The 22834-nt window shown below is 53.2% G+C and carries 28 protein-coding genes and 7 pseudogenes; 10 read left to right on the top strand and 25 right to left on the bottom strand.

Annotation, left to right across the window (positions count from 1 at the left end):
• Nucleotides 1-16 precede the first annotated feature (16 nt).
• The 23 genes and pseudogenes from CS369_RS08545 to CS369_RS08445 all read right to left on the bottom strand — a co-directional run bounded on the left by CS369_RS08545 (nucleotide 17) and on the right by CS369_RS08445 (nucleotide 14538).
• Nucleotides 17-178, bottom strand: coding sequence for a hypothetical protein (locus tag CS369_RS08545; protein ID WP_244664906.1), 162 nt, complete (start codon nucleotides 176-178; stop codon nucleotides 17-19).
• A gap of 50 nt (nucleotides 179-228) precedes the next feature.
• Nucleotides 229-753 carry a phage major tail tube protein gene (locus tag CS369_RS08540; protein ID WP_196906756.1) on the bottom strand — a complete coding sequence of 175 codons (525 nt, stop codon included), beginning with the start codon at nucleotides 751-753 and terminating at the stop codon, nucleotides 229-231.
• The gene (locus CS369_RS08535; RefSeq protein ID WP_196906755.1) at nucleotides 753-2180 is read right to left on the bottom strand and encodes a phage tail sheath subtilisin-like domain-containing protein; all 1428 of its coding nucleotides are present in this window, start codon (nucleotides 2178-2180) and stop codon (nucleotides 753-755) included. The genes CS369_RS08540 and CS369_RS08535 overlap by 1 nt, the downstream gene beginning before the upstream one ends.
• Entirely contained in the window at nucleotides 2170-2394 is a 225-nt protein-coding gene (locus CS369_RS08530; protein WP_374191043.1) for a hypothetical protein, read from the bottom strand. Before CS369_RS08530 ends, CS369_RS08535 begins: the two co-directional genes overlap by 11 nt.
• Nucleotides 2391-2858, bottom strand: a complete 468-nt coding sequence (locus CS369_RS08525) for a Gp37 family protein (RefSeq protein WP_196906754.1) — start codon at nucleotides 2856-2858, stop codon at nucleotides 2391-2393. Before CS369_RS08525 ends, CS369_RS08530 begins: the two co-directional genes overlap by 4 nt.
• A pseudogene (locus tag CS369_RS08520) lies at nucleotides 2858-3304 on the bottom strand (gp436 family protein). The gene CS369_RS08525 and the pseudogene CS369_RS08520 overlap by 1 nt, the downstream one beginning before the upstream one ends.
• A gap of 2 nt (nucleotides 3305-3306) precedes the next feature.
• Nucleotides 3307-3636: a capsid cement protein gene (locus tag CS369_RS08515; protein ID WP_196906753.1), complete on the bottom strand. Its 330-nt coding sequence runs from the start codon at nucleotides 3634-3636 to the stop codon at nucleotides 3307-3309.
• A gap of 10 nt (nucleotides 3637-3646) precedes the next feature.
• The gene (locus tag CS369_RS08510; protein ID WP_196906752.1) at nucleotides 3647-4582 is read right to left on the bottom strand and encodes a hypothetical protein; all 936 of its coding nucleotides are present in this window, start codon (nucleotides 4580-4582) and stop codon (nucleotides 3647-3649) included.
• A 41-nt stretch (nucleotides 4583-4623) separates the two neighbouring features.
• Nucleotides 4624-5733 (bottom strand): annotated as a pseudogene (locus tag CS369_RS08505) (peptidase).
• Nucleotides 5734-5946: 213 nt separating this feature from the next.
• A complete protein-coding gene (locus tag CS369_RS08500) occupies nucleotides 5947-6285 on the bottom strand; it encodes a hypothetical protein (protein WP_210769483.1) in 339 nt (112 codons plus the stop codon).
• Between the two features lie 84 nt (nucleotides 6286-6369).
• On the bottom strand, nucleotides 6370-6495 hold the full coding sequence (locus tag CS369_RS24560) for a hypothetical protein (protein WP_280514751.1): 126 nt from the start codon (nucleotides 6493-6495) through the stop codon (nucleotides 6370-6372).
• The gene (locus CS369_RS08495; protein WP_196906750.1) at nucleotides 6482-7180 is read right to left on the bottom strand and encodes a hypothetical protein; all 699 of its coding nucleotides are present in this window, start codon (nucleotides 7178-7180) and stop codon (nucleotides 6482-6484) included. Before CS369_RS08495 ends, CS369_RS24560 begins: the two co-directional genes overlap by 14 nt.
• Nucleotides 7181-7474: 294 nt before the next feature.
• A complete protein-coding gene (locus CS369_RS08490) occupies nucleotides 7475-7924 on the bottom strand; it encodes a phage virion morphogenesis protein (protein WP_196906749.1) in 450 nt (149 codons plus the stop codon).
• Entirely contained in the window at nucleotides 7921-8742 is an 822-nt protein-coding gene (locus CS369_RS08485) for a phage minor head protein (protein ID WP_196906748.1), read from the bottom strand. Before CS369_RS08485 ends, CS369_RS08490 begins: the two co-directional genes overlap by 4 nt.
• Nucleotides 8723-10204: pseudogene (locus CS369_RS08480) on the bottom strand (DUF935 domain-containing protein). Before CS369_RS08480 ends, CS369_RS08485 begins: the two are co-directional and overlap by 20 nt.
• A pseudogene (locus CS369_RS08475) lies at nucleotides 10204-11721 on the bottom strand (hypothetical protein). The pseudogenes CS369_RS08480 and CS369_RS08475 overlap by 1 nt, the downstream one beginning before the upstream one ends.
• Nucleotides 11718-12263 (bottom strand): DUF3486 family protein, encoded by a 546-nt coding sequence (locus CS369_RS08470; RefSeq protein WP_196906747.1) that lies wholly within the window; start codon nucleotides 12261-12263, stop codon nucleotides 11718-11720. Before CS369_RS08470 ends, CS369_RS08475 begins: the two are co-directional and overlap by 4 nt.
• Before the next feature lies 1 nt (nucleotide 12264).
• Nucleotides 12265-12565: pseudogene (locus CS369_RS08465) on the bottom strand (hypothetical protein).
• The gene (locus tag CS369_RS08460; RefSeq protein WP_196906746.1) at nucleotides 12558-12890 is read right to left on the bottom strand and encodes a hypothetical protein; all 333 of its coding nucleotides are present in this window, start codon (nucleotides 12888-12890) and stop codon (nucleotides 12558-12560) included. Before CS369_RS08460 ends, CS369_RS08465 begins: the two are co-directional and overlap by 8 nt.
• Nucleotides 12887-13150, bottom strand: a complete 264-nt coding sequence (locus CS369_RS23430; RefSeq protein ID WP_244664904.1) for a hypothetical protein — start codon at nucleotides 13148-13150, stop codon at nucleotides 12887-12889. Before CS369_RS23430 ends, CS369_RS08460 begins: the two co-directional genes overlap by 4 nt.
• Nucleotides 13151-13561, bottom strand: a complete 411-nt coding sequence (locus CS369_RS23425) for a hypothetical protein (protein ID WP_244664903.1) — start codon at nucleotides 13559-13561, stop codon at nucleotides 13151-13153.
• On the bottom strand, nucleotides 13545-14192 hold the full coding sequence (locus CS369_RS08450; RefSeq protein ID WP_196906745.1) for a transglycosylase SLT domain-containing protein: 648 nt from the start codon (nucleotides 14190-14192) through the stop codon (nucleotides 13545-13547). The genes CS369_RS23425 and CS369_RS08450 overlap by 17 nt, the downstream gene beginning before the upstream one ends.
• A gap of 1 nt (nucleotide 14193) precedes the next feature.
• Complete coding sequence (locus tag CS369_RS08445) at nucleotides 14194-14538, bottom strand: putative holin (RefSeq protein WP_196906744.1); 345 nt, start codon at nucleotides 14536-14538, stop codon at nucleotides 14194-14196.
• A 32-nt stretch (nucleotides 14539-14570) separates the two neighbouring features.
• Between CS369_RS08445 and CS369_RS08440 the strand changes: the two genes are divergently transcribed.
• Genes CS369_RS08440 through CS369_RS08430 form a run of 3 tightly spaced genes read left to right on the top strand, consistent with a single transcriptional unit; the run spans nucleotide 14571 to nucleotide 15827 of the window.
• Nucleotides 14571-14774, top strand: coding sequence for a hypothetical protein (locus CS369_RS08440; protein ID WP_196906743.1), 204 nt, complete (start codon nucleotides 14571-14573; stop codon nucleotides 14772-14774).
• Between the two features lie 16 nt (nucleotides 14775-14790).
• Nucleotides 14791-15555: a DNA adenine methylase gene (locus tag CS369_RS08435; protein ID WP_196906742.1), complete on the top strand. Its 765-nt coding sequence runs from the start codon at nucleotides 14791-14793 to the stop codon at nucleotides 15553-15555.
• Nucleotides 15556-15566: 11 nt separating this feature from the next.
• Nucleotides 15567-15827 (top strand): hypothetical protein, encoded by a 261-nt coding sequence (locus CS369_RS08430; RefSeq protein WP_196906741.1) that lies wholly within the window; start codon nucleotides 15567-15569, stop codon nucleotides 15825-15827.
• A 654-nt stretch (nucleotides 15828-16481) separates the two neighbouring features.
• On the opposite strand, the gene CS369_RS08425 is transcribed toward CS369_RS08430, so the two are convergent.
• Together CS369_RS08425 and CS369_RS08420 are read right to left on the bottom strand one after the other, a co-directional pair.
• The gene (locus tag CS369_RS08425) at nucleotides 16482-16838 is read right to left on the bottom strand and encodes a helix-turn-helix domain-containing protein (RefSeq protein WP_196906740.1); all 357 of its coding nucleotides are present in this window, start codon (nucleotides 16836-16838) and stop codon (nucleotides 16482-16484) included.
• 77 nt (nucleotides 16839-16915) lie between these two features.
• Nucleotides 16916-17212: a hypothetical protein gene (locus tag CS369_RS08420; RefSeq protein WP_244664902.1), complete on the bottom strand. Its 297-nt coding sequence runs from the start codon at nucleotides 17210-17212 to the stop codon at nucleotides 16916-16918.
• Nucleotides 17213-17395: 183 nt separating this feature from the next.
• Here CS369_RS08420 and CS369_RS08415 point away from each other — a divergent pair, with 183 nt between their 5' ends.
• From CS369_RS08415 to CS369_RS08385, 7 genes and pseudogenes are all read left to right on the top strand, one after another.
• Nucleotides 17396-17644 (top strand): hypothetical protein, encoded by a 249-nt coding sequence (locus tag CS369_RS08415; RefSeq protein ID WP_196906738.1) that lies wholly within the window; start codon nucleotides 17396-17398, stop codon nucleotides 17642-17644.
• On the top strand, nucleotides 17641-17946 hold the full coding sequence (locus CS369_RS08410; RefSeq protein ID WP_196906737.1) for an IclR family transcriptional regulator: 306 nt from the start codon (nucleotides 17641-17643) through the stop codon (nucleotides 17944-17946). The genes CS369_RS08415 and CS369_RS08410 overlap by 4 nt, the downstream gene beginning before the upstream one ends.
• 13 nt (nucleotides 17947-17959) lie before the next feature.
• Nucleotides 17960-18895: a hypothetical protein gene (locus CS369_RS08405; protein WP_196906736.1), complete on the top strand. Its 936-nt coding sequence runs from the start codon at nucleotides 17960-17962 to the stop codon at nucleotides 18893-18895.
• A complete protein-coding gene (locus CS369_RS08400; RefSeq protein ID WP_196906735.1) occupies nucleotides 18888-19337 on the top strand; it encodes a hypothetical protein in 450 nt (149 codons plus the stop codon). The genes CS369_RS08405 and CS369_RS08400 overlap by 8 nt, the downstream gene beginning before the upstream one ends.
• Before the next feature lie 10 nt (nucleotides 19338-19347).
• A pseudogene (locus tag CS369_RS08395) lies at nucleotides 19348-21122 on the top strand (integrase).
• Between the two features lie 8 nt (nucleotides 21123-21130).
• A pseudogene (locus CS369_RS08390) lies at nucleotides 21131-22284 on the top strand (ExeA family protein).
• Nucleotides 22285-22644, top strand: a complete 360-nt coding sequence (locus CS369_RS08385; RefSeq protein ID WP_196906734.1) for a DUF2528 family protein — start codon at nucleotides 22285-22287, stop codon at nucleotides 22642-22644.
• Nucleotides 22645-22834: the final 190 nt, after the last annotated feature.

Here is a 22834-nt window from a genome sequence, read left to right as displayed (position 1 = left end):
AAAATACAGCGGTTGCTTAGTTCAGTTGCAGTACGCCATGCTGCTCAGACTCGGAATAGGCAATCAGCCCGCTATACTCCGGCACCATCGTGCCATCATTGGCTTCAAAAGCAGGAATAGTGCCGTGGGTGATGGTGTAAGCAGGCTGGCCTTCCGACTTTGCAAAGTCAGCCAGCACCTTAATCTGATCTGCGCGTAATACAATTTACTCACTCATGCTATTTCTTCTTAGCCCCCGATATTCATGCGATAGTCCGTCAGTTGGTCGATGCCACCCACGCGGAAGATGTTGGCCAGATAATCCAGCTCCAGCAGCTCTTCGTCGTCAAGTACCTGCTTTAGATAAGAACAAGTGAAGCTACTGGAGAACTCGGCGTTTTCATGCTGCTTGAAGGTTCCCAGCGGGTTCTTCTTGAACATGATGGTCATGTACGTCACCAGTGGGATTTCATCAATACGCCCCTGCGAACTGTAGCGCTCGACGCTGGATCGGTACTGCAACGCCAGCGTCTTGTACGGGTTCGCTGCGCCGAGCATCGCGTCACGATAGAACGAGTTCCACTTGATTTCGCCTTCCAGTTTGTCGAACCCGGCAGGCAGTTCAACTTTGCCCACCATCCCCAGCGCCTTATGCTCTTGCATCACCATGCTGACATCCGGCAACTTTACTTCTTCAGCACGCCCCAGCAGGTTCACCCCATCAATGTAAATATTGGCGTTGGTGATGCGGTTTACTTCAATTTTTCCAGCCATCAGCTATTGCCCTCTAACGTGACCAGATATTCGGAGGTGATCTCCGTCTCGAACGTCAACCGCTCTAACGGCGGTGGCGGCATGTATTTGTAGCTCAGCAACAGGTGGCCCGCGGCCAACTCTGTTTCTTCATTACGTGCCGGGTCATACCAGCATTTGAAACCCAACTGCGCACCGTCGCCAATCAGCTTGCGGCCATAGCCGTTCACCGACTCGGTCAGTGCGTCGATCAGTGCCTGGGTGATCGGCATATCGATGTATTGCTGGCTGAAGTAGCGGATGGAGTCATTGATCACATAGCCAGTGCGGCGCACATTCTCAAAGTTACGCATATGGGTAACGGTTGGCCACGCCGCGCAGCGATTGCCCCACAGGCGCAACCCGGAGCCGTAGCTGTTGAACACGGTAGTAATACCTTGTTCGTTCAGCAGGTCCACTTCACTGTTCGGATCGTCGATCATCGCCGATAGTTGACGCTCAACGCCGGTAATGCCCAGCAGTTCCTGATTGGAAGACGACCACCAGAAACCTCGCTCCAGGTCGACTTTGGCACGTAACCCTGCTGCACGCTGCGACAGCGGCTCCAGCCGTTCGCTGTTGGTTTGTGCGTCATAGACCTTGACGTGCGGATAGCACAACCGCACACGGTCTGAACTGGTATTGAAGTTGATGCTGCCCGCAGGCCCACGACCTGCCAGCACCTGCGCAAACGTGGTACCAATCGGCGCATCGATATAGGTGATGGCATCCAGTTTGTCAGCCAGCGCAATCAGCTCCACGCTGACGCTGTTCTGGGTACAGAACACCGGCGCAATGAGGATTTTGGCAAAGAAGCCGAACTGGTTATAGGTATCGTGCAGCAGCTTCATGCCGGTACGGTTTCCCGCTGCGTTGACCGCACCAATAATCTCTGCCGCCGTCACTTTAGTCGGGTCGGCATAATCGTAGCTGGCCAGTACCGCGTCATCGGTCGGGATATTGCTGTTCAGCCGGGTAATGACACCGGTTTGCGCATCGAGCTGGTAGTCCGTGCCATTAATATACGGCGTGGTTTCCAGCGACTGATGTAACAACAGATTAGCCACCGCCCGCTGTGCCAGTTGCGCTTTTCCTGTCGCAGCGGCAAACGTTACGCTGACACTATCGACATGGGTTTTATGCACGTCTGGGTCGAGCACATTAATCACCAGCACCGTTCCCGCGCCGTGGTCGTAAATCGCATCCAGCTCCTGCGGAATGGTGAAACCGCTGTACTGGCTGCCGAACTGTGCCGCATCTTTCTCTGACAGGCACAGCGTGACGGTATTGACCGGCCCCGTGGATGCCGTACCGATCAGGCCGATAACGGCGGACTTCACGGTTTTCACCGGACGTGCGCCGTTTTCCACTTCCGTGGTTTCGACGCCGTGTAAATAGTTAGCTGCCACTGTTCACCTCCAATTTCTCTTCACCGGCATTTTTACGGCGGGAGGTGGATACAATGGTAACATCCGGCTCGGCGTGTAAATGTTTTAACGCGACCAGCGTTTTGACGTAATCGTGCGCCTCAGGGAGATCAACCACACTGCCTGGCCACAGCAGCATCTCGGTGCCATCAGCCAGCGTGACGCCACTGGATGGGCCGGTATAACGGTATTTCATGATTCACTTTCCTCATAATTAACGACGGTCAGTAACGGCCCATCGGGTAAATCGGTGTCTTCCATCTGGACGGATTCGGTAGCGAAATCCAGCGCGTACTGCCACAGCCCGCCGACATTGCCCAAAAAAACATCACGCACCAGCCAGATTTTGCGACGGCAGTTCGGCGGTTTGTAACCGCACATCACCCGACGCACGACATCCAGCACCGCCACCGTGCCTTGACGCCCGTTTAACTGACGGAAAACGACAGTTGTATTCAGGGTGAGGGTGTGGGACTGCATCACTGCGCCGATATCCTCCGGCTTGCCAAAGCCAGAACCAGCGTAGCTCACCAGAATCGCCCCCACGGGATGATGGAGGCGGAAATCGGCGGGCTTCTCCGGAAAATACTCAATCTGTAGCTGGGGCAGCTTTTCTTTCAGACGAGCAACCACTGCCTCGATAACCGGATTGACGTCCATCAGTATTTCTCCAGCATGCCATTGTGGCCGCCAAAGGTTGCTCGACGCGCCCGTACCCGAAACTCGCCGGACTCGGGTACATCCTGACTGGTTGACGGTAAGGCCAGTGTCAGCTTCGCATCACGAATATCAATCAGTTGACGCGTGGCCGCTTTATTGTCGTCTTTTACCGTATCTGGCATCGCCCCTTCCGGGCGGCGGGCATACAACCGGTAACGGGTTAACGTGACCGCGATGTCGCGTAGCACGGTGGGGATTTCTGTCAGCGGTAAGGTGTAACGCCCACGCAGATGGGCGTCGATCAACTCATCGGCATAGCGGATTCAACTGTCCACTACCGTGGTGTTAACCGGTGGTGGTGCATCAAAGCCAACCGCCTCATTGGTCAACTGGATCAGCGTGGACTCCGGCACCTGTTCGAGTAAATCCGCCAACGTGCAGTACATGGTTACACCCCGCGCAGGATACGGATGACGTCGCCTTCGGCGAGGGCTGCATCCAGTGCGATGCCATTCGATACGCCCGCTTCCGTCAGCAGAACGGCGCGGGCGGTATCATCGGACTGGACTGACATACCACGCCCGACAGCTTCTACGACAATGATACCCAGCACATTGACCGGTACTGCATCGCCCCACGCGGCATCGACTTCAGCCACGCCTAATGCAGCAGCACCCGCCTGACAGGGGGCGTTATCTGCACCGACAAAACGCTGCTGTACCAGGGCAGCGGTGGCGATCACCGTGGTGGTCAGAGTGACCTGTTGAGTGGCTCCCATAATGCCCTCGTTATTTCAGGATATTGGTGATGAGATACCCAGCATCGCCGCCAACCACCGAGACTTTGTAGATATCGGTGAAACGCGCGTAAGAGACTTTGCCGCCCACGCTCGGATATTTGTCAGAAACAGGCATCCCTTTGCGGCGGAAGGTGTAACCGAACGATGGTTCATTTTCGTCCGCACTTTCAGTGCCTGGCTGCGGTGGTGAAACGTAGTGCAGCATCAGGTTGTCAGCCCAGATATCCCCCGTATCTTTCTTCTCCGATTCCGATGAAACCGGCTCGCCGATCAACACCTTATTGATTTGGAAAATGTCTTGCAGGATTTCCGCTGTGATGCGCTTGCGCTCATTGGCACCAATCTGTGCCTGAATAGCAGGGTGATAACGCAATGCCGACATCACACTGGCACCCATCGTCATCAAATTCGGGCGTAAGCCCGTTGCATTACGGACAGCTTCGATACCTGCTTCAATCGCAGTGACGGGTTCACCCTTACCGTTTACCCAGCGCTCCGCAGCAGCCAGTGCTTTTTTAGACGCAGCCAGATAGACCTTCGGGTCTTGTGCCAGTCGGACGGCATAAAGTTCGCGCTTCAGATTGACGCCGTTAGTCGCACGACGAATGGCTTTTGCCTCTTCATTGAACAGCGATTCGGCCTGTTCGCGGTAGTCCACTGGCGCAGCCAGATCGTGCTCGTTGAGCACCAAATCCATCGAACTGGATTTCTCACGCAGCAGAACATTACTTTCTGCGCCGATTGCACGTTCGGTGTCATATTCAACGAATGCGCCTTTACCAAACAACGGCACTATGAGGCCTTCTTTCTCTACCTGAACGATGGGTAAGATGCTCTCGCCGATAAACGCGGCATTCTTGTAACCCCGTGCCACACTGGTCAGCACAGGATCAACAACGCGTTTACCTCTTAAATAATCAAACATGATGCTTCCTTTTCTTACGTTACGGTTACGGATTGCTGCGGTTACAGGCAGCGTGCGACAGCAGCGTCGTAGCTGATACCTTCTTTCTTCGCCAGCGCGGTGGCCTTTTGGTGCAGAGCCAGGCGCTCAGGGTCTGCTTCAGCAAATTCTGCTGACGTCGTGGTGAGATCGACGTTGACGCGGTCTTTGGTGGCGTGCTCACTGAAATCCAGTACGGGTGTAGTACCGCCTAACAGTTCCTTAAACGCGCTGGCCAGAGGCTTTTTCACCTCAACTTCAGCGAATTCAACGGGCTGTTCGCCTTTAGACACTTCATCCAGTAGCGCCACGACGACGGCCTTTGCCGCTGGCACCAGACGGCCTTCCGTCACCAGTTTTTCAGCAAAGGCGACGTTGCCGGTATGTACCGTTTCCTGCCGCTGCTTCACATCAGCAGCCAGTCGGGTGGCTGCGTCTGCCTTCAGGCGGGCGTTCTCGGCCTGCAGGGCCTCAATTTCTTCTTTGGTCACAGTGGTGTCCTCATGGGGGGATGTTGGGTTAACGGGAATGGGTTCCTGAAATGCCGGGTCGGTTTGTACGGTTTTGTCCTCCCGCATCGCTTCATCACGCAGCGTGTCGAGTTGCCACGACGGCAGGACGCTGTCGGCTTCTTCCATGCCGAATTTGCTGATGATGAACTCACGCAGGAGCCTGAACAGGCTGGCGCTGGTCATCATTCCTCAGTCGGCGAACTCGACCACGCCGTCTTCCTGTTCATTAAAGGCCACCTGCCGCAGCCCCTTAATCGACGGCGGCTGTGCGCCGAGGAACCCTACGTGGCGCAGATAGAGCGTGCCGGGCTTCGGGCTATTGGGCGAATCAGGCAGGTAGAACGAGGCGGAAACCTTCTTGTAACGTCCCGCATCCACCAGTTCGGCGAACTGTGGATCGACCTGCTTAGGTTCAGCCAGCAGATCTCCGCCGCTGGTTGACAATGAAGCCACCCAGCCATAGGCCGGTGCATCCGCTTTCGGGTGGCCGATCACCATAGGGGCCTCATGCACTGCAGGGTCATATGCCGCCGCACACACCGCCAAATCAGCAGGTGTGAACGGCAGTTTCGTGCCGTGCATATCGATATGGGTGCCGGATTTAAAAATGTGGAGCGGCATAGTGCTGTCCCGGTTTGGAAAACTCAGGTCAGTGTCAACGGAATCGCTAAAGTTGGCTGTTAACCCCCATTAAGAAAAACAGGGAGCAAAGCGGGTTTGGGGTGGTGGGAATAGTGCGGCTGTAAAGCCTTTATAAAGGAATGTAAGCCATTTTTCAGGATAGGCGGCACATTGGCTTACCCGTGCCGCCTGAAATCAATACAAGACCTTTGATTAAGAAGGTTTCGGCTTATTCCTACTTTTAGCATCTTGTGGCGGTTTGGCGTCCTGTGGTGGTTTGGAATCCTCTGGTGGTTTAACACTTTTTGCTGGTTTGGAATTCAGCTCTTTTACCTTTAACCAAAATTGTCCTGATGCCACGATTTTGCCTAACATATTGGCTAGAGACTCTTGATCCCAGCAGTCCGAGCGTTCGCCTAAAAACTCAATGGTAAAGGGATAGCCATCAGGGTGCTGTTCCCAGCGAGCAATGGGTTCATGAGTGTCATCGTTAAACGATATATCCAACGTGCCTTTTCCGGCAGGTTTTTCTATCGAAATAGCCGGTTCCATCAATTCTCCCTTTGCCATAGCGTAAGCTTTCGCCATATCAAAAAGAACACCAGGCTTAATGATAACTTATTGAATCGTAAATTTTTACTTAGTTTGTTCTTTTAATGCATTATTCAATGCCAAAAAAACTTCATTGATGCTTTTACGATTCTGCTCAACCTCGCTGGCTGAAGCCATACCCGTTTTAATAAGTTCTTTAAACTGAAACATGAGTGGCCTCTCTTTTCCTGATGTAGCCGATCACCGGCATGTGGTCAAAACAGTGTTTATTGTTCATTATGGCAGCGCGTATTTTATCGGTCAAAACCACGCCGGTAGCGGATTCTTCCAGATACCACGGCCCGGAGCTAAGGAAATCGCCGGAAAAGATAATCTGATCGAAAGCCGACAATGTATTGCGATTCCCGGCTTTACTGTAACAGGTGCCAAAATCATGTTGCTGTTCATCAATCGAGAATGGCACTCTTGCAGAAAGGGTCTTCCAGTAAGGATTGTATAGCCAATAATCTGGTTCCGATAACACTAAATCACGATCGTTAGTAGCCGACATGTTTTTAAACAGGCTGTGGGCGTAAGGTTCGTCATTATAATCTCCCATCAAAATAACCTGTTTTTTATCAGTCATAAGGGTTTCAACAAAACCTCTCAGACCTATTGAGCACTTGTTTCTGAAGTCTTTGGCAATGGTTTGTAATTGACTGGGCCAATGAGAAACAAGAACGTTGAGTAAGGATGGACTCTCTTCTTTTATAACAACATGTAATTGCTGAGCAATTTTTATAGAAGATGTTCCTAAGTGACAGATATGCGCACGACCATGCTTAACTGCAACTTGGTTCGAATCATAGAAATAGCCAATATCAAACTTGCTTCCCGTTGATGTTTTGTCGTCCATGTATTGTGATAAAAAGGCAAACTACTAAGCGCGTTTGAAAGAGATTCAAATGACTCATTATTCACTTCGCATAGTGCCATAAAGCCTATCTTTTCCTTCACAAACAGTTCGGCGATAACCTCAACCGTATCAGCTATATTGGCTGGTGACTGCATTCCTTTTTTCCCCGGCGGCGACATCGCGCAATTCCAGAATGCGAAACGAAAATCCAAAGCGATCCCTCTACTAAACGTGTTATGAAATGCTGAATTATAATCATAAAATGCCTATGGCTCACGGAGCGATGAGAAAAAATCAACGCTGCGCCGCTGATGCAAGATGGCGTTGGATGGTGTCCAATACCGAGTTGACCGCCTCGGATGGCAGGTTGCCATCCTCATCGATCGGCAGATACGGTCGGGCGGGTAGTTCGACGGATTCATTGCGCCCAGTCTTGCCGCTGAACTGATGGATGGCACCATAAACGGTATTGGTGCCGATCATCGCCGTGCGGGGATCATATTCGGTTGATACCGATCCCTGCAGTCGTCCGGTTTTGCGCAACGTCTGACCATTCCGGTCTTCTGCCGCCTGCGACACAATCCATTCAGGCCGTCCGCTCTCATCAAAATTGCTATCGGTTTCTGCGTGCAGCGTGCCTGCAATCTTGCGCATCGCCGGGGTCATATCCGCCGCCGAGCTTTCCAGTTCCCTCAATCCACGCCGCAGATCACTGTCGTTGATGGTGATAGAGACTGTACTCATGACGATAACTCCTGTTTAGCCAAGGATGATAGTCCGCCCTGATAACGGGCCAAATCCGGGCGGTACGCTGCACCCGGTGCATACGACCAGCCAAGATCGGTACTGATTGTTGTGCTGCCCGTATTGAACATGGCCACGCGCTGCATCTCACCGGTTTTCTCTGAGACCAGTTTCAGCTCCCAGCCCATTGCATTAATCGCGTTGGCTACCTTCAGCCCACGCCGTTCGATATCACGTTGGCTCAGCGCAATGACGCTACAGCGGCAGCGCCAGCCGTTCGGCGGGTAGAAAGCCTGCCAGAATGGAGCATCGAAACGAAAAACCAGCCCGTGCATCGACAGATGGCTTTGCCGCGTATGCTTGTCGCGGATAGCGCTATACATCCAGTAGGGCCGGTCATCGACATTTTCCATCTGCTCAGCCCAGCGGCCAGCGCTGTAGAGCACTGACATATTGGTACGGAAGATGGTATCCAGCCGCCATGGGCTACTCTGCTGAATAGTGACGGGTTCACCGGTCACCGGGTCGGTGGTATCACGCGGCCCCCACCAACCTTTCTTCTGCAGCACTGGCTCCAGTTCTTTACGAAACCAGCGGTCAGTCTTGCCGTCATCCATTGCTTCCTGCAAGGCGCAGCGGATATCTTCCAGAATATCCAACCGGGTCACTTTAGCGACGGTAAAGGCGCGGGCATGAGATTCCTGCCAGACCGCCTCCCAGTCCCAGCTTATCGCATAGCCTTTCGCCTGTAGGTAACTGATAGCCCGTTTAGGCGGTAGCGTCATGCAGTACGCCAGTTCAGTCGCGGTGATGCTCATGCAGACGCCCCCAAAGGTTTGCTACGAATAATATACGCGCCAGCCGCTCTTGCAGGTCGTCGGCCTTCATCTGCGGATACAGCTCCGCCAGTTCGCCCAGCAAATCGCCGGGACGAACGCCGGACTGGACGCGCTCAAACAGTGGGGCCAGCAACGGCTCCAGCGTGTCGTCGAGCTGGCCACCGTTCATCAGAATGTCCAGCGCCGCATCGAGTGTATCCTGTGCGTTAACGTCGGCATTGACGGCTTCCGCGAACGCCAGCGATTGGCCAGTGAACGTCTCTCTGGGCGTTTCGTCGATATCGCCGTCCTGCAGTTGACGCTTCCAGTATTGCGGGGTAAAGAACCACGCATGCGCTGCTGAGCCGTTCGTCACGCTCGGCCTGCACCTTATCGACAGATTCCTGCTCCCACAGTTGATACACCAGCGCAACAACGTTGCTGCCGAAATTAAGGTCAACCACCCAGCGGATCAACTGATTGATCGCGCTGGTCACGATATCGCTGTCGCCATCACGGATATCGTCGGTGACCTCCAGCCCTGCCTGTGCTGAGACTTTGTTCGCCGTCGCTTCGGTGGTCTGGTTCTGTCCCAGCAACGCGATAGCGATTTCGCTGCGCGAGACGGCGATCAGATTCTGGTAAATCTCACTGCTGTCGGCTTTGCCCGCCGCTTCTTTGATATCGACGGATGAATCATCGGGAATAGCCGCTACAGCATCCTCGATTCCAGTGAATCCAGCAGTTTGTCAATTTCCCTCTGCGGCGTGCCGCGAGGATGTTTACCGATCACCCAGGGTGAACCGTATTTCTCGGCAAACCGTACCCAGAATTTCATGCCGCCTTTTTTGAAGATAACAGGCCAGAAACACATCGACAGGTCGGGGAGGCCATACGGGTTGTCATAGGTCGCATCCTGACGCGACACAAGGAACTTGTAGTCTGGTATGGCTTCACCCTCAAACCCACTGTCACGAGAACGGAAGCGCAGCCGGTTGTCAGTGTCGAACTGGAACCAGTCAGCGGGCTTACCGACGATGTCGACAACATGCCAGCTTGTCCCAGAGCGCTGCCACATGACTTCACAGGGCTGGTAGCCGTACAGCACCGCATCCGTCATTTCCCCGATAATGCACTACATATCCATATCCGTCAGCATGTCACGGATAAAGCTGAATACCTGGACAGAGGCGTTCCCTATGTCCACGCCGCGCTCCAGCGTTTTCACCGCCGCCTTGCGGCGACGAATACAGCCGCCGACCAGCGGATCGGTGCGGAGCTCACGATAAATACGGACATCCTTTCCCTGTGCTTTCAGGATCGGGTCGGGATTGGGCAGGTACATCCCCAGCCCATAGAAATCCATGCTGCGATCACGTGAGGCGATCTGTTCGCTGAGCGATTTCTTAGGCTCGGAAAAGGAAACAAATTCGGTGGGGGACACCCAGAGTCCGCGCGCCATTAGTAGTTCTCCAGTAAACGTGCAGACGTTCTGCGTCTGCGGTAGGATGCCGTCACCGGCCCTTTATTGATTTCCCGGCTTGCGTAGTAGGCCAGCGCCAGTGCAATGGCTGCGTCACCGTGACGTTTACCGCCGTCAGATTTGGCTTTTGAGCGCTGTTCCGGCACGCGGGGAACGCCATTCACGACCTGAACAGCCCGCAGATCATCCAGCGTATCCTCGTCTTTGGGTAGATCGACAAGATTACCGTCTTCCAGCGCGGCTTTGACGGGCGGCATATTGTCCCGATACCAACCCTCCGTGGGCATTACCTGTTGTACCCGACTGGCACCGTAACGCTGCATGGCGTATTCCGCCAGATATGCGCCATTGCCCTGTGCATCGAATGCCGCCCCCAGCAACATCGGCAAGCCGTCCATCAAATACCAGGTGATCTGCTCCTGCTGCTTGAATGGCACGTTACGCAGCTCCAGCACGAATGGCACCTGACGTACCAGATTCTTTAGCTGTAACAGGGGATAATCCACCACTGCGGCCAAAGTCACGCCCCAGAAACGAGCGGGCACCTCTCGGTAGCGCATCCAGCAGCGGTTTCAGATGGGTGTCCAGCCAGCCCTGTGTTTCGCTCCAGCGTGTTTCATCGGATTTCAGCTCATAACCTTCAGGGCAGGTCAGACGTAAAACGGGGGTATCTGCTGACATCCGGGATTCAATCAGGGCGCGGGACAGCCAGGCTCCGCCACCATTAGCCGGGATACAGTCCAGCTCTTCGGATGCACCGGTGCCGTAGAATTTGTATACCGAGGCCATCCACTCGGCTTCTGCAGCGGCAGACCATTCACGCCCGGTACGCAGGCACACCCGATGGAACAACCCTTCCGTAACCGCTTCTTTAAAGGTGATACGCTGTACACTGCCGCCCTGACGCCCAGCGCGGATATCCCCGATCAGCGTATTAAAGGGGTTGTCATCACCATCATGGGTGGAAATCACGCGCACCTTACCGCCCCAAATCAGCATCGCCAGTGCGGCCTTCAGCAGTTCATCCAGTTGCTCATGGAATTCTGCTTCATCAATCACGATGATGCCCTGACGGCCACGCAGGTTGGATGGACGACTGGACAACGCGACGATACGAAAGCCTGAGTCGGGGAATTTGATGGTGTAGGTCTTATGTCGTCTTCATCTTCCTGCCAGAAGCCTTCTTCAATCTCGCTGCCCGCGTAGTTGAACGCCCGCGCCCACATCGCGCACGCCTGAATATATTCAACAGTCATGTCCTGGTTGTACGCGATGTAGTAGACATTCATTCCTCCGGCCACTGACGACGACGCAGCCGTCAGCACGTTATCGGAGGCTTCCGCCCAGGTAATACCGGTACGACGGCTTTTTTCAATGACCTTGAGCGGTGATGTATCGGCAACCCAGCGCTGCTGGTATGGCATCAGTGCGACAGGTACGTCCATCTGCGAGGTATCGGGCAACACCGAAGCAATATTTCCAGATAACTTTGTCATGAGGCAATTCCCAGGATCTCACGGCGCAGTGCCTGCACCGCGTCAGCTGATAGGCCACCTTTGCGGGCAATTTTCTCGGCATTGCTCGCCGCTTGCTGCGCTTTGGTTCTGACTTCTGCCTGGAACTTCTTCAGGTTGACGCTGGCCCGTGACAGCGTGGCGACGTTCTTTGCCACTTTGGACAACAGCGCGACATGCACTTTGGGATCGATTTCATCCTCATCAGCCTCCTGCAACTGGACGATGCTCTCGAACAGTTTAGTCTGGAGCAGCGCGATGACCGCCTCCGAACGCGCATCCTGATCGTCCGCTGCCCCTTCGGTCAACATGCGGGCGGCTTCCGTTGCGGCACGAATAGCACCGAAACGTTTTTCAATCTTCTGGCCATAACGGTGGATCGCCGATTTACTGATGATGTAACCCTGCTCACGCAGCAGGCTTTCCAGTTCGGCATAACCGCTGAAACCCGATTCTGTCAGCGCCCGCTTCAGCCAGCGGCGGGCCTCTTCCGGCAGTTTGTCGATAGTGCTGCGACGGGCCATATCATTCGCTCCAGTATTTTTCAGGTCGGGCGATCCCTGGGCCACATTCCACGGTGCACTCAACGATATCAACGCCAAGCCGCGTTAAATCAGCGAACCAGTCGCCTGACGGGCGTTTGGAAAGATCCATCAGACAGATAGTCCAGTTCTCGTCGCAACTCCAGCGGCGTGGTATCCGGGTAAATGGCCCGTGCGATATCCAGCAACAGCGTCTCACTGGCGGTGTACGAGCGGGTTTTATTGAGCGCGACCAGCAGACTCCAGCGCAGTCCCTCACGGCGCACGCGGGTAATATCAACCATGTTGTCCTCCGTTCATTCGATGCTGTTGCACCAGTTCCAGCTTGTTATAAACCGCGTCCAGCTTGGCTTCTATCACCGTTTGTCCACGGATGTAATCCTCGCGCCGGACATAGGTCACAGGAAGGTCGGCCCGAAACGCCAGAAATTCCCGCTCCAGCCGCTGCCAGCCTTTTTCGCTCTGAGAGCGGCCTTGCTCCAGTGCACCAAAACGTTCATTCAGGCGCTGTTCTATCTGCGCCAGCAGAATTTTCCCAGCAGCAAAGACGAACCCTAAAAAACCCAGCAACAGGCCCACCAGTTGCCAAAACTCCACTTCAATTTTCATTGTTCCTTCCTGTTCTGTAGCGCAGCGAGGTGATCCAACAGGCCATTTACCTGCGCGGCAAGCTGCTGGTAACGTTCTCCGGCGTCGGCGCTGTGGGCGAGAATGTCGCGTTGGGTAACGCCGGAGTCGCGTAACCGGGCGTCAAGGGTGGCAGTGGCTTCGGACGTATCGCCAGCCCTGCTGTCAGCGGTGGTAGCGCCTGTTCCTGTAACGACACCAAAGGCGGTGTTGTACTGCTGCACGAAGCCAGCGGTAAACACTCATTCAATAGGGAGGCTCTGGCCGCGTTCATCAATCCAGCGTTGCGTGACATCATCAATTCTCCGCTTCAGGTTTTCGTTTTGCTGGCGTAATAACGCCGTGGTGGTGAAGTATTGCTGTTCGGCGGCATGGGAGGACGCGACAAGCTGCTGATAGCGCTGCTGCCATGCCTGTAAGGCGGCAGTGGCCTGTTCCGCACGTTGCTGTTGCTGCTGTGCGATATCTGCCTGAAGTGAGGCTAATGCCGCCTTGCTTTCAGCTCGCTGTTTTTCCAATGCGGTATTGCCATCGGATTCAGCCCTAGTGAATCCACTCTCATAACCGCTCTGGTAAATCAGCCACAGAACACACAGTAAGGCAGCAACCCATAGCAAGGTTTTCCACGGCAGATTTTTAAGCAGGTTCAGCACAGCTACGGCCTCCCCACGTCAGATAGCGCGGCGCTAACGCCAGCAGGATACGCTGCGGGTAATGGCGGTTCTCACGCCAGTTAGCTGCAGAGCGCCCGGCATTGCCGGTGGCGACATGCCCAAACCAGCGCTGACGGTCTAACCCACGCTGCGCCGCCAGCGTCTGATCGCGCTGTACCCAGCCCAGCCCACCGTTGTAGCCGGAGAGCGTCATCGCCATTCGCTGGCAGTCGTCAGCGGCAGTAATGCGTTGCCAAATCCAGAGGTCGTAGCGGGTCAATGCGCGAATCGACCAAGCTGGATTAAACGGCTGACTGGTTTTCAGTTCCGGCATGAGGTCGCTAATCCACGTCGCCGTCGCACGCATAAACTGTGCCAGCCCCTGTGCGCCAACGGGCGAGACTGCGCGAGGATCCCAGCCGGATTCCTGATGAAGTTGCGCCGCGAAATCGGCCACGGGTGCATTCAGCCCACAGTCCAGCCGGGCGTTACGGATAAGCTCGCTACGGTATTGCTGGGCCGCAGCAGGCGGCTGGGCAGCATCACTATCCAACGCACCGACCAGCAGCAGAATGAATAGCAGTAGCAGCAGACCAGTGCCTGGATCGTTGTTACGGATTCGATGAGCCATTTTATAGCCCCATCGCCACGGCCAGACAGACCGCTGCCACGATGATGGCGCGACGGATGAGAGCCACGGCGAATACCTGCTCGTAACCGGGTTTGATGGGATAAACTCCCCGGGCCATAAATGTCGGGTCGTACACCAGATACTGACCTAATGTGGCTTTGGGGAATAACGAGCGATCCAGCCAATAGCCCAGCACAGCTGACAGCGTGATCAGTGAAATTTTGTAGATAACGATGGGGAGTTGCTGCGGCGATACCAGCACGATGACCGCCAATAACAGTGCGGCAGTCAGTTGCCAGCCCAAAAGACGCTTCAGGCGCGTGATACGGGATTTTTTGAGGTTCATGTTGCCGTCTCCTTAGTGTAAGTGGAGACAGCATGACGCATTGCATGCCCGCAGGGATTTTAAACGGCGTTAATAGTGGCAAGACAGAAATAAACGACAGTATGGCGGGGAAAAGAGCGACCTGTCTGGTGGTGGAACACCGGACAAGCCGTCAACACACAGATGTGACCTGTGAGTCAACCGAGGCTCTCCCGTTCTCGATAACCGGAAAAGCCTACCGTATTTTCATCCTGTGAAAAAGGCTTACAGATAATGAAAGAGCAATCTTTACCCATCGTCCCGTGGATTGGCGGTAAACGCCGCCTGGCCAAACACATCTTGCCGCTATTTCCTGCTCATACCTGCTATGTTGAACCGTTCTGTGGCACGGCAGCATTGTATTTTCTGAAGCACCCCAGCAAGGCTGAGGTGATCAACGATATCAATGGCGAACTGGTGAATCTTTATCGGGTGGTGAAACACCATCTGGAAGAGTTTGTACGGCAGTTCAAGTGGGCGCTGGTCAGCCGCCAGATCTACAAATGGTTGCAGGCTGTTCCAGAAGAGACGCTGACGGATATTCAGCGTGCCGCCCGGTTCTATTACCTACAAAAGCAGGCATTCGGTGGCAAGGTTGAAGACCGTACCTTCGGTACGGCAACGACATCACCGCCACGTTTTAACCTGCTGCGCATTGAGGAAGAGCTGTCAATGGCCCACCTGCGGCTATCCCGAACGGTGATTGAGCACCTAGATTGGGCGACGTGCATCCAGCGTTATGATCGTCCACACACGCTGTTCTACTGCGATCCTCCGTACTGGGGCACGGAAGGTTATGGTGTCGGGTTTGGGCTGGAAAATTATGACCGCATGGCGCAACTGGCACGGGAGATCAAGGGGAAGATGATCATCTCGGTGAATGATATACCGGAAATGCGGCAGGCATTTGACGGGCTGAACCTACAGAGCGTGGGGATCAAGTACAGCCTGTCGGGAAAGTCAGCCCCACGACGGGAGCTGGTGATTTGTAATTTTTAAAACGAAACATCATGAGCTGGATACAGAACGAAAACGGCCACTGGTGCTTTGAACTGCGCCTTGATGAAAATCTGAAAGAAGCCTATTACAGGTGCCTGGATACGCTTAACTGGCCATCGCCCGTGGATGGCCTTACGGTACACATCAGTGAAGCCGCCTGGGTTTGTCCGCTGGCTTTCATTGCTGCGGCTATCGCTCAGGCTCTGAATGATTCAGAAGATCCAGAGCTGCCTTTGTCCAGTCTGAAATTGGGGATGGCGACTCCTTCTTAAGCATCTCTTCAAAATACTCCCTGAGAGCCTGATTGGTAACAGTTTTTTTATTTTCCAGAAAGTGCAGCACTGCCTTCCCTACAGTGACGGGCAGCATTCCGACTGCGCCTGAACGCAATGTTTGATCCATTCAGGCTTTCATCTTTTTCGCTTTTTCTACGGGAGATTCATTGTTCACAAAAATAGAGTCTTTAGAGGAATGTATCGTTAGTCAGTAATTTTCACTTCTATTGAGAAACCTTCGTGGGTCGTAAGCAGGCCAATAAAATCGTCATAACCAATGAGTTTTCCATCAATAACAACCCCGTCAGACCTGATTGTTCCCGCCAATTTTTCGTTTAGCATAGATGGTTGGTCGGACTGCCAGACAAGGTGTCTCTGGGATAATGCACCCTGTATTTTTTATGCAGTCCCAGGTAAGCGATATAAGGTGAAGACTCAACGGCTGATTTAAACTGATACTCTGGCCCATCAACCCGTTCAGTCGCCCTAATCCAAAACCCCATACCACCGGGTATCTCATAGAGAACGTTCTCAAATTTATGGAGAGTATTGGTGCAATCCACATATTACCTGAACTCTGGTACTCCCAGAGCCAACATTTTGCTTTTGCTCACAACCCCTCCAAATATTTTGTCTAAGCCCCGCGGCGCATTACGCCGTCTTTACTTTTTGGCTTACACGTCCTTGTTCCGCCAGTGCAAAGGCCGTTCGCTCCAGAGCGGCTTTATCAGACTCACTGAGGTGATCATAGTTATTCAACAAAGCCGACTGGCAGCGACTAAGTGGAGAGAACTCACTGTTGCTCAGCCCCGAAAGCAACCAAGTCAAATCAACGCTAAACTCTTGGTGGATACGTAATAAAAAATCGCCACCTGGCACAGTCTTTCCTGATTCAATCTGACTTATACCGCCATTTGATATCCCTTGTTTCGCTGCAAAATCCCTTTGATTTAAACCACTTCCTGCACGGACTTGTTTTACGCGCAAGCCTATTTCTTCATTGCTCATAAAAATGTTGCTTCGTGTATATTGATTTGTGGTTATTAACCAAAACTTTTTGTTAGTCTGTCACCAGAGAAAACACATCACGCCCTCTTTCCTTTTTTGCTTACACTTCCTTGTTCCGCCAGCGCAAAGGCCGTGCGCTCCAGCGCGGCTTTATCAGACTCACTGAGGTGATCATAGTTATCCAATAAGGTTGATTTACGGCGAGTAAGTTCAGGCCGGAGTGCGGAGACTGATGTGTTATGAAACCCAGTAACAACATATAAAACATCAACACCAAGCGCCGATAGTGCAGATAACTGCACCGCTGTTGGTGACGTTCTATCTTTCTCCCAATCGATAAACGTTCTTTTTGCCACACCAATAGCGTCAGCCATCCCTTGCTGCGTGAGGGATAACCTTTCCCTTTCTTCTTTTATACGCAAACCTATCATGTGAGTTTTTCTGCACTCATCTATTGGCTGATAAGGAAATCCGCACCATGATTAACCACGTAATAACGCAACAAACCACGGATGCGATTAACCGCAATCTACCACAAGGGGAGAGCAAAAACAGCTATGACACGCGATACCCAACTCATTAAATCGGCAAATAAATGGCCTCTGCCGTATCCGCAAACGCCACAGTCGGCCCGTGAGTACATTCAGGCTCATGGCCTGTGTGTCAGCGATATCAGCCGTATTACGGGCATCAGCCGTTATACGTTTGTCGATTTGCTATCTGGGAAACAAAAGGGCCGACGTGGCAACGCACATAAAGCCGCTATTGTGCTTGGTCTGAAATGCCAACCGCAGGAGGCAGCATGAATAAGCCAAATACATCCAGTTCAGGCACTCGTATTCTGCGCGTTCTCAAGGCGCTGCGTGGTCATACCCTGAGTGGCGTTTCCAACGGTGAACTGGCGGTGGCGCTGGGTGATTCCCCAGTCAACATTAACCGGGCACTGAACACACTGATTGAAGAGGGACTGGCGCAAAAACTGGATAACGGGCGTTTTGTCCTGAGTATTCAGGTGTTGCAAATCGCTGTTGCTCATAGCAACGAAATATCCCGCGCTCAGGGGCGTATTGATGAGTTAAACCAGCGTGTTCTGGCTGGTAGCCGATAAGAGGAAAATAACGATGGCACGTACCAAATCCCAGTCAGTGGAGCTAGATCCTGACGCGCAACTGAACCCTGATCTGGCGGCAACACAAAACCTGATGGCGGTAGTCAGCAACCAGTTTAGCGACGAACGCGACCTGCTGAACCAGTTATTAGGGCAGACGCAGATGGCAGGTGCATTTGAGGATTTTTCCCGCACGGTGCGGACCTCTAAATTAGCGTTTGTTAAGGAAAACAAACTATATCGCCAATTGAAAGGTGCCAAAAATCCGCACGGTGCGGAAAAACTCTCAGGTACATGGGATGAATTCTGCAACCTACTGGGGCGCTCTGTCGATCAGGTTGATCGTGATATTGCGAACTTAACTGCTTTCGGCGAGGAAGCCCTTGAATCCATGTCCCGCATGGGTATCGGCTATCGCGAACTGCGCCAGTTCCGCCGCCTGCCGGAAGACCAGAAAAGCGCCCTGATTGAAGTGGCCAGAGACGGCGACAAAACGGCACTGCTGGAGCTGGCCAAGGAAATGATCGCCAAGCACACCAAGGAAAGCGAAGACCTCAAAACCGATCTGGAAATCAGCCGCCAGACCGTGGCCGAGAAAAAAGACATCATCAACGCCCTGGAAGATGAAAAAGAAGACCTGCGTACCCGTCTGACACGGCGCTCTGCCAAAGAGACCTCGGATGAAGAAAGCGCGGCGATTGAGACTGAGGTGGGCGGCTTTAAAAACGGGGTGGTCAGCGCCCTAGTCGAGCTGCAAAGCGGCTTCAAGACACTGAACGGTCACCACGAACGCACCGGCATCAACCACAGCCACTACATGCTCGGCATCCTTAATGACCTGCAACTCCAGCTCGATGACCTGCGTCAGCGGTTCAACCTGCCGGAATACCAGCCTATCGATACCGTACCGGATTGGGTAAAGGAATCAAAGGAGAACAACCATGAGTAATACACCTGTAATGGACAGCCCTGAAGTGCTGGGCTACGCGCTGTGCCGCCATATTCCTGATATGCGCAAGGGCTTCACTATCCAGACCCGCCACGGTGATATCTATGCCACAGCCGATGATGCCGCGCCGTTCGCTAACGCAATGGAGCGCGTATTGATGAGCAAAATCCGGCAGATTCAGAGCGTAGATGATACCTCTAGCATCACACTCCCAGAACTGACGCACAACCAGACGGCAAGCTTAATTAATTTTCTGATGAAAATCACAAGCGTCGGCGGCAAGCAGGTTATGGGAGTAAGCGAGGCGTTTCATGCACTGCGTGAATATGGGTTAAAACCCCGTTTTAGATGGCCCCAACGTTTTATCCAGCAGACTGAATGCGTGGCGTCACCTGAGCACGATAAGCAGCTTTACCAAGGCTTTCATACCACATCTAAATGAGGTGTTGATCATGAACCCCATGCTAATTCAGCGCCTGGTCGCTATTGCAGAAGCAGCGGATGCTGCCAGGCATGGCAGTAAAGAACCAGTTTATCAGGCTGCTTGTGAGGAGTTGCAGATGTCCCGCGCCACGTTACTCAAAAAGCTGAATGCCGTACGTCCGAAGAAAGTGCGCAAGCAGCGGGCTGATGCAGGGAAAACCGCGCTGACCCGTGACGAGGCCGTCACTATTTCCGGCATGCTGATGGAAACCATTCGGGATACTGGCAAGCGCACCATGAGTGTGGATAAGGCGATTGACAGCCTGCGAGACAACGGGTTTATACAGGCCGAAAAGGTCGATCAAAAGACCGGGGAAATTTCACCACTATCAACCAGTGCAATTACCCGTGCGCTGAAGCAGTACAAACTGCATCCCGATCAGTTGCGTGCGCCCGCACCCGCACAACAACTGGCCAGCCTGCATCCCAACCACGTCTGGCAACTGGATGCGTCAATCTGCGTGCTAACCCGGCTAAAGGGGTTCTCGGTGACACCGGATTACGCATCATGGATGAGCGGGAGTACAACGATAACAAACCGGCCAACGTAGCAAAGGTGGTTAACGACCGGGTCTGGTCATTTGAAGGCACTGACCATACCACCGGCTGGATTTACCTGGAGTACCGCTTTGGTGGTGAGACCACCGAGAACTTTACTTCATTACTGATCAACATGATGCAGGAGCGCGGCGGCGCTGATGTGCTGCATGGCGTACCGCGTATCCTATTTACCGACCCCGGCGCGGCGTTCAAGTCCCCGACGATGGCCAACCTTTGCCAGGCGCTGGGCGTTCAGTTAATTGCTCACAAGGCCCGCAATGCCCGCGCCACCGGTTCGGTGGAAAAAGCGCGTGACATTCTGGAGCGCGACTTTGAGCACGGCCTGCGCTTTTGCCGCGTGGACAACATCGACGAACTGAACCGGCTGGCTCATCTGTGGCGCATGAAGTTCAACCGCTCCGCCATTCACAGCCGCTACTGCATGACACGCACCGATAAATGGCTGCTGATCACCGAGCTGCAACTGATTAAAGCACTATCTGTTGAGGTATGCCGTGAGGCGGCGGTATCTGCGCCAGTGAGCTGCAAGGTGGACACCTTCCTGCGCATTCGCTTTCGCAAGCGTCAGTTTGATGTGTCCGCCGTGCCAGGCATCTATGTAGGCGACAGCCTGATGGTCGCCAGAAACCTCTACCGCGATGACCAGGCGCAGGTGGTACTGACCGGAGAGGACGGGTTTAAAACCTTCTTCCTGGTCGATGAGGTCATGAAGGATGAGCACGGTTTTGCCGTGGATTCGCCGGTAATTGGCCGTGAATTCCGCGCACTGCCGCAAAGCGTGACTGAGCAGCATAAGGAAGAGGTTGAACAGCGCGTGTACGGCACTCAGAGCAAGGAAGAGACCGAGGCTGCGAAGAAGGCCAAAGCTGTGCCGTTTGGCGGGCGTTTCAATCCCTATCTTGATATTGAACGGGATGATCATCCCACTTATCTGCCAAAACGCGGGCAAGCGTCAGAGGTACGTGGGCCACGTATTGAACAGCAGCCATTGACCCATGTGGAAGCAGCCAAAGTATTACGGGAGAAGTTCAGCACCACAGGCAAGGTATGGTCACCAGAGTACTATCGCCAGTTAACGGCGCTGTATCCAGATGGCGTCCCTGCTGACGAGCTAGACGACGTCACCAACGCACTGCTGACGCCGATTTCCGGCAACGTTATCAACATTGTCAACGGTAACTAGGGGGGAACATGCTGGTACTGAAACAACAATTAAACAGGCCCGGCTCTCGCAGGCCGTTGTCGCCAGAAATATCGCTGTGTCAGAGGCCACGCTGGCACAAATTGTTAATCACAACCAGTGGCGACGCACCAACACCGGGGAAATTCGCCAGCGTCTGACAGACTTTTTGTCGGCTAATGGCATTGAAACACTGAGTAGTTTTGATGCTGTGCAGGACGGCACATCCCGCACAGCAGATACAACAGACTTCAAAACGGAGGCAAACATGTTACTCAAAAAACAGGTGTTACTTCAAGAAACAAAAAAGGCATTCGGGCTGTTCCGTGACCCGTTTGCCGATGATGCCATGCAGGGGGCAGAGGATGTATTTACAACACCGGATATCCGCTACGTGCGGGAAGCGCTGTATCAGACCGCGAAACATGGCGGGTTTATGGCAGTCATTGGTGAATCCGGTGCGGGTAAATCCACGCTGCGCCGTGATCTGATTGACCGGGTTAACCGCAAGAACGCGCCGGTTATCGTTATTGAACCCTATATCATCGCGATGGAAGACAATGACGTTAAGGGAAAAACCCTGAAAGCGGCGTCGATTGCTGAAGCCATTATCAGCACAACTGCACCGCTGGAGAACATCAAACGCAGCCAGAAGGCGCCTTACCGCCAGCTACATCGCGTACTGAAAGACAGCAGTAATGCCGGTTACAACCACGTTCTCGTGATTGAAGAAGCTCATAGTCTACCAATCCCCACACTCAAACATCTGAAGCGTTTTTTTGAGTTGGAAAATGGGTTTAAAAAACTGTTGTCTATTGTTCTGATTGGACAGCTTGAGCTGGCTACCAAACTTTCAGAGCGCAATATGGATGTCCGGGAAGTTGTCCAGCGCTGTGAAATTGTCGGGTTGCCAGCGCTGAACAACAACCTGGAAGAGTTTTTGACGTTTAAACTGTAACGTGTCGGTAAACCGCTGGGCGATGTCATGGACACCAGCGCGGTGGATGCCATCAGGACCCGACTGAGTTTCAGTGGCGGCAACGACAAAACACCCTTCAGCCTGCTTTATCCACTTGCTGTCAGCAACCTGCTGATTGCAGCAATGAATCTGGCCGCTGAGATTGGCGTGCCGGTGGTTAATGCTGATGTGATCAAGGGGGTTTAAATGGCTGACGTTAAACGCTACGCAATTAACTGGTTCGGTGAGCTGGATTTGGTTGTTGAAATCGATCATGACGTGGTCACTAGCGACATGCTGGCAGAAATCAACAGCTTCTGGGATGACAGCCGTTCCCGTCTACGTGATGCAGATGGAGACGTACTCATTGCCATTCTCAAAATGTTAGCTCAGCGCTGTTTTCAGTTAACGACAGCATATGGCTATGGCATTCAAAGACTGATTCGGGAATTTGAAACTATCGAAGGATGGCCACGCATGGATGATTCACATGGTTTCAAACTCATTAACTGCGATGAATTGGAGTTTGAAACCTGCGATATTTCCGTTACTGAAGTCATCGAATAATACGTACAGGGGTGAAAAATGAAATCGATCCCGAATATTAAGCAGCAATTGTCAGACCTAAATTTAGCACTGGCATCATTGAATGCGGTAAATGCAACGGTACAGAGAGTAATGCTAAAGGGAAGCCAACCGATTATCCGCATTGCCAGAAATGGCCACTGTGCAAAATTGATTGAAAAAGGTGCAGCTC

It is taken from the genome of Candidatus Symbiopectobacterium sp. 'North America' (assembly GCF_015762685.1).
In the GTDB taxonomy this organism is placed as follows: domain Bacteria; phylum Pseudomonadota; class Gammaproteobacteria; order Enterobacterales; family Enterobacteriaceae; genus Symbiopectobacterium.
Note: the sequence above shows the minus strand (reverse complement) of the source record. Positions and strands in the feature narration are given on the sequence as shown.

Bases quoted from the DNA above. Each gene is read 5' to 3' on its own strand.
- CS369_RS08540 (WP_196906756.1), bottom strand. From the start codon at position 753: ATGGCTGGAAAAATTGAAGTAAACCGCATCACCAACGCCAATATTTAC.
- CS369_RS08410 (WP_196906737.1), top strand. From the start codon at position 17,641: ATGAATAAGCCAAATACATCCAGTTCAGGCACTCGTATTCTGCGCGTT.
- CS369_RS08440 (WP_196906743.1), top strand. From the start codon at position 14,571: ATGACGCATTGCATGCCCGCAGGGATTTTAAACGGCGTTAATAGTGGC.
- CS369_RS08415 (WP_196906738.1), top strand. From the start codon at position 17,396: ATGACACGCGATACCCAACTCATTAAATCGGCAAATAAATGGCCTCTG.
- CS369_RS08495 (WP_196906750.1), bottom strand. From the start codon at position 7,180: ATGGACGACAAAACATCAACGGGAAGCAAGTTTGATATTGGCTATTTC.
- CS369_RS08435 (WP_196906742.1), top strand. From the start codon at position 14,791: ATGAAAGAGCAATCTTTACCCATCGTCCCGTGGATTGGCGGTAAACGC.
- CS369_RS08525 (WP_196906754.1), bottom strand. From the start codon at position 2,858: ATGGACGTCAATCCGGTTATCGAGGCAGTGGTTGCTCGTCTGAAAGAA.
- CS369_RS08500 (WP_210769483.1), bottom strand. From the start codon at position 6,285: ATGGAACCGGCTATTTCGATAGAAAAACCTGCCGGAAAAGGCACGTTG.
- CS369_RS24560 (WP_280514751.1), bottom strand. From the start codon at position 6,495: ATGTTTCAGTTTAAAGAACTTATTAAAACGGGTATGGCTTCAGCCAGC.
- CS369_RS08515 (WP_196906753.1), bottom strand. From the start codon at position 3,636: ATGGGAGCCACTCAACAGGTCACTCTGACCACCACGGTGATCGCCACC.
- CS369_RS08530 (WP_374191043.1), bottom strand. From the start codon at position 2,394: ATGAAATACCGTTATACCGGCCCATCCAGTGGCGTCACGCTGGCTGAT.
- CS369_RS08430 (WP_196906741.1), top strand. From the start codon at position 15,567: ATGAGCTGGATACAGAACGAAAACGGCCACTGGTGCTTTGAACTGCGC.
- CS369_RS08490 (WP_196906749.1), bottom strand. From the start codon at position 7,924: ATGAGTACAGTCTCTATCACCATCAACGACAGTGATCTGCGGCGTGGA.
- CS369_RS08425 (WP_196906740.1), bottom strand. From the start codon at position 16,838: ATGAGCAATGAAGAAATAGGCTTGCGCGTAAAACAAGTCCGTGCAGGA.
- CS369_RS08400 (WP_196906735.1), top strand. From the start codon at position 18,888: ATGAGTAATACACCTGTAATGGACAGCCCTGAAGTGCTGGGCTACGCG.
- CS369_RS08420 (WP_244664902.1), bottom strand. From the start codon at position 17,212: ATGGCTGACGCTATTGGTGTGGCAAAAAGAACGTTTATCGATTGGGAG.
- CS369_RS08510 (WP_196906752.1), bottom strand. From the start codon at position 4,582: ATGTTTGATTATTTAAGAGGTAAACGCGTTGTTGATCCTGTGCTGACC.
- CS369_RS08450 (WP_196906745.1), bottom strand. From the start codon at position 14,192: ATGGCTCATCGAATCCGTAACAACGATCCAGGCACTGGTCTGCTGCTA.
- CS369_RS08485 (WP_196906748.1), bottom strand. From the start codon at position 8,742: ATGAGCATCACCGCGACTGAACTGGCGTACTGCATGACGCTACCGCCT.
- CS369_RS08405 (WP_196906736.1), top strand. From the start codon at position 17,960: ATGGCACGTACCAAATCCCAGTCAGTGGAGCTAGATCCTGACGCGCAA.
- CS369_RS08470 (WP_196906747.1), bottom strand. From the start codon at position 12,263: ATGGCCCGTCGCAGCACTATCGACAAACTGCCGGAAGAGGCCCGCCGC.
- CS369_RS08385 (WP_196906734.1), top strand. From the start codon at position 22,285: ATGGCTGACGTTAAACGCTACGCAATTAACTGGTTCGGTGAGCTGGAT.
- CS369_RS08460 (WP_196906746.1), bottom strand. From the start codon at position 12,890: ATGAAAATTGAAGTGGAGTTTTGGCAACTGGTGGGCCTGTTGCTGGGT.
- CS369_RS08445 (WP_196906744.1), bottom strand. From the start codon at position 14,538: ATGAACCTCAAAAAATCCCGTATCACGCGCCTGAAGCGTCTTTTGGGC.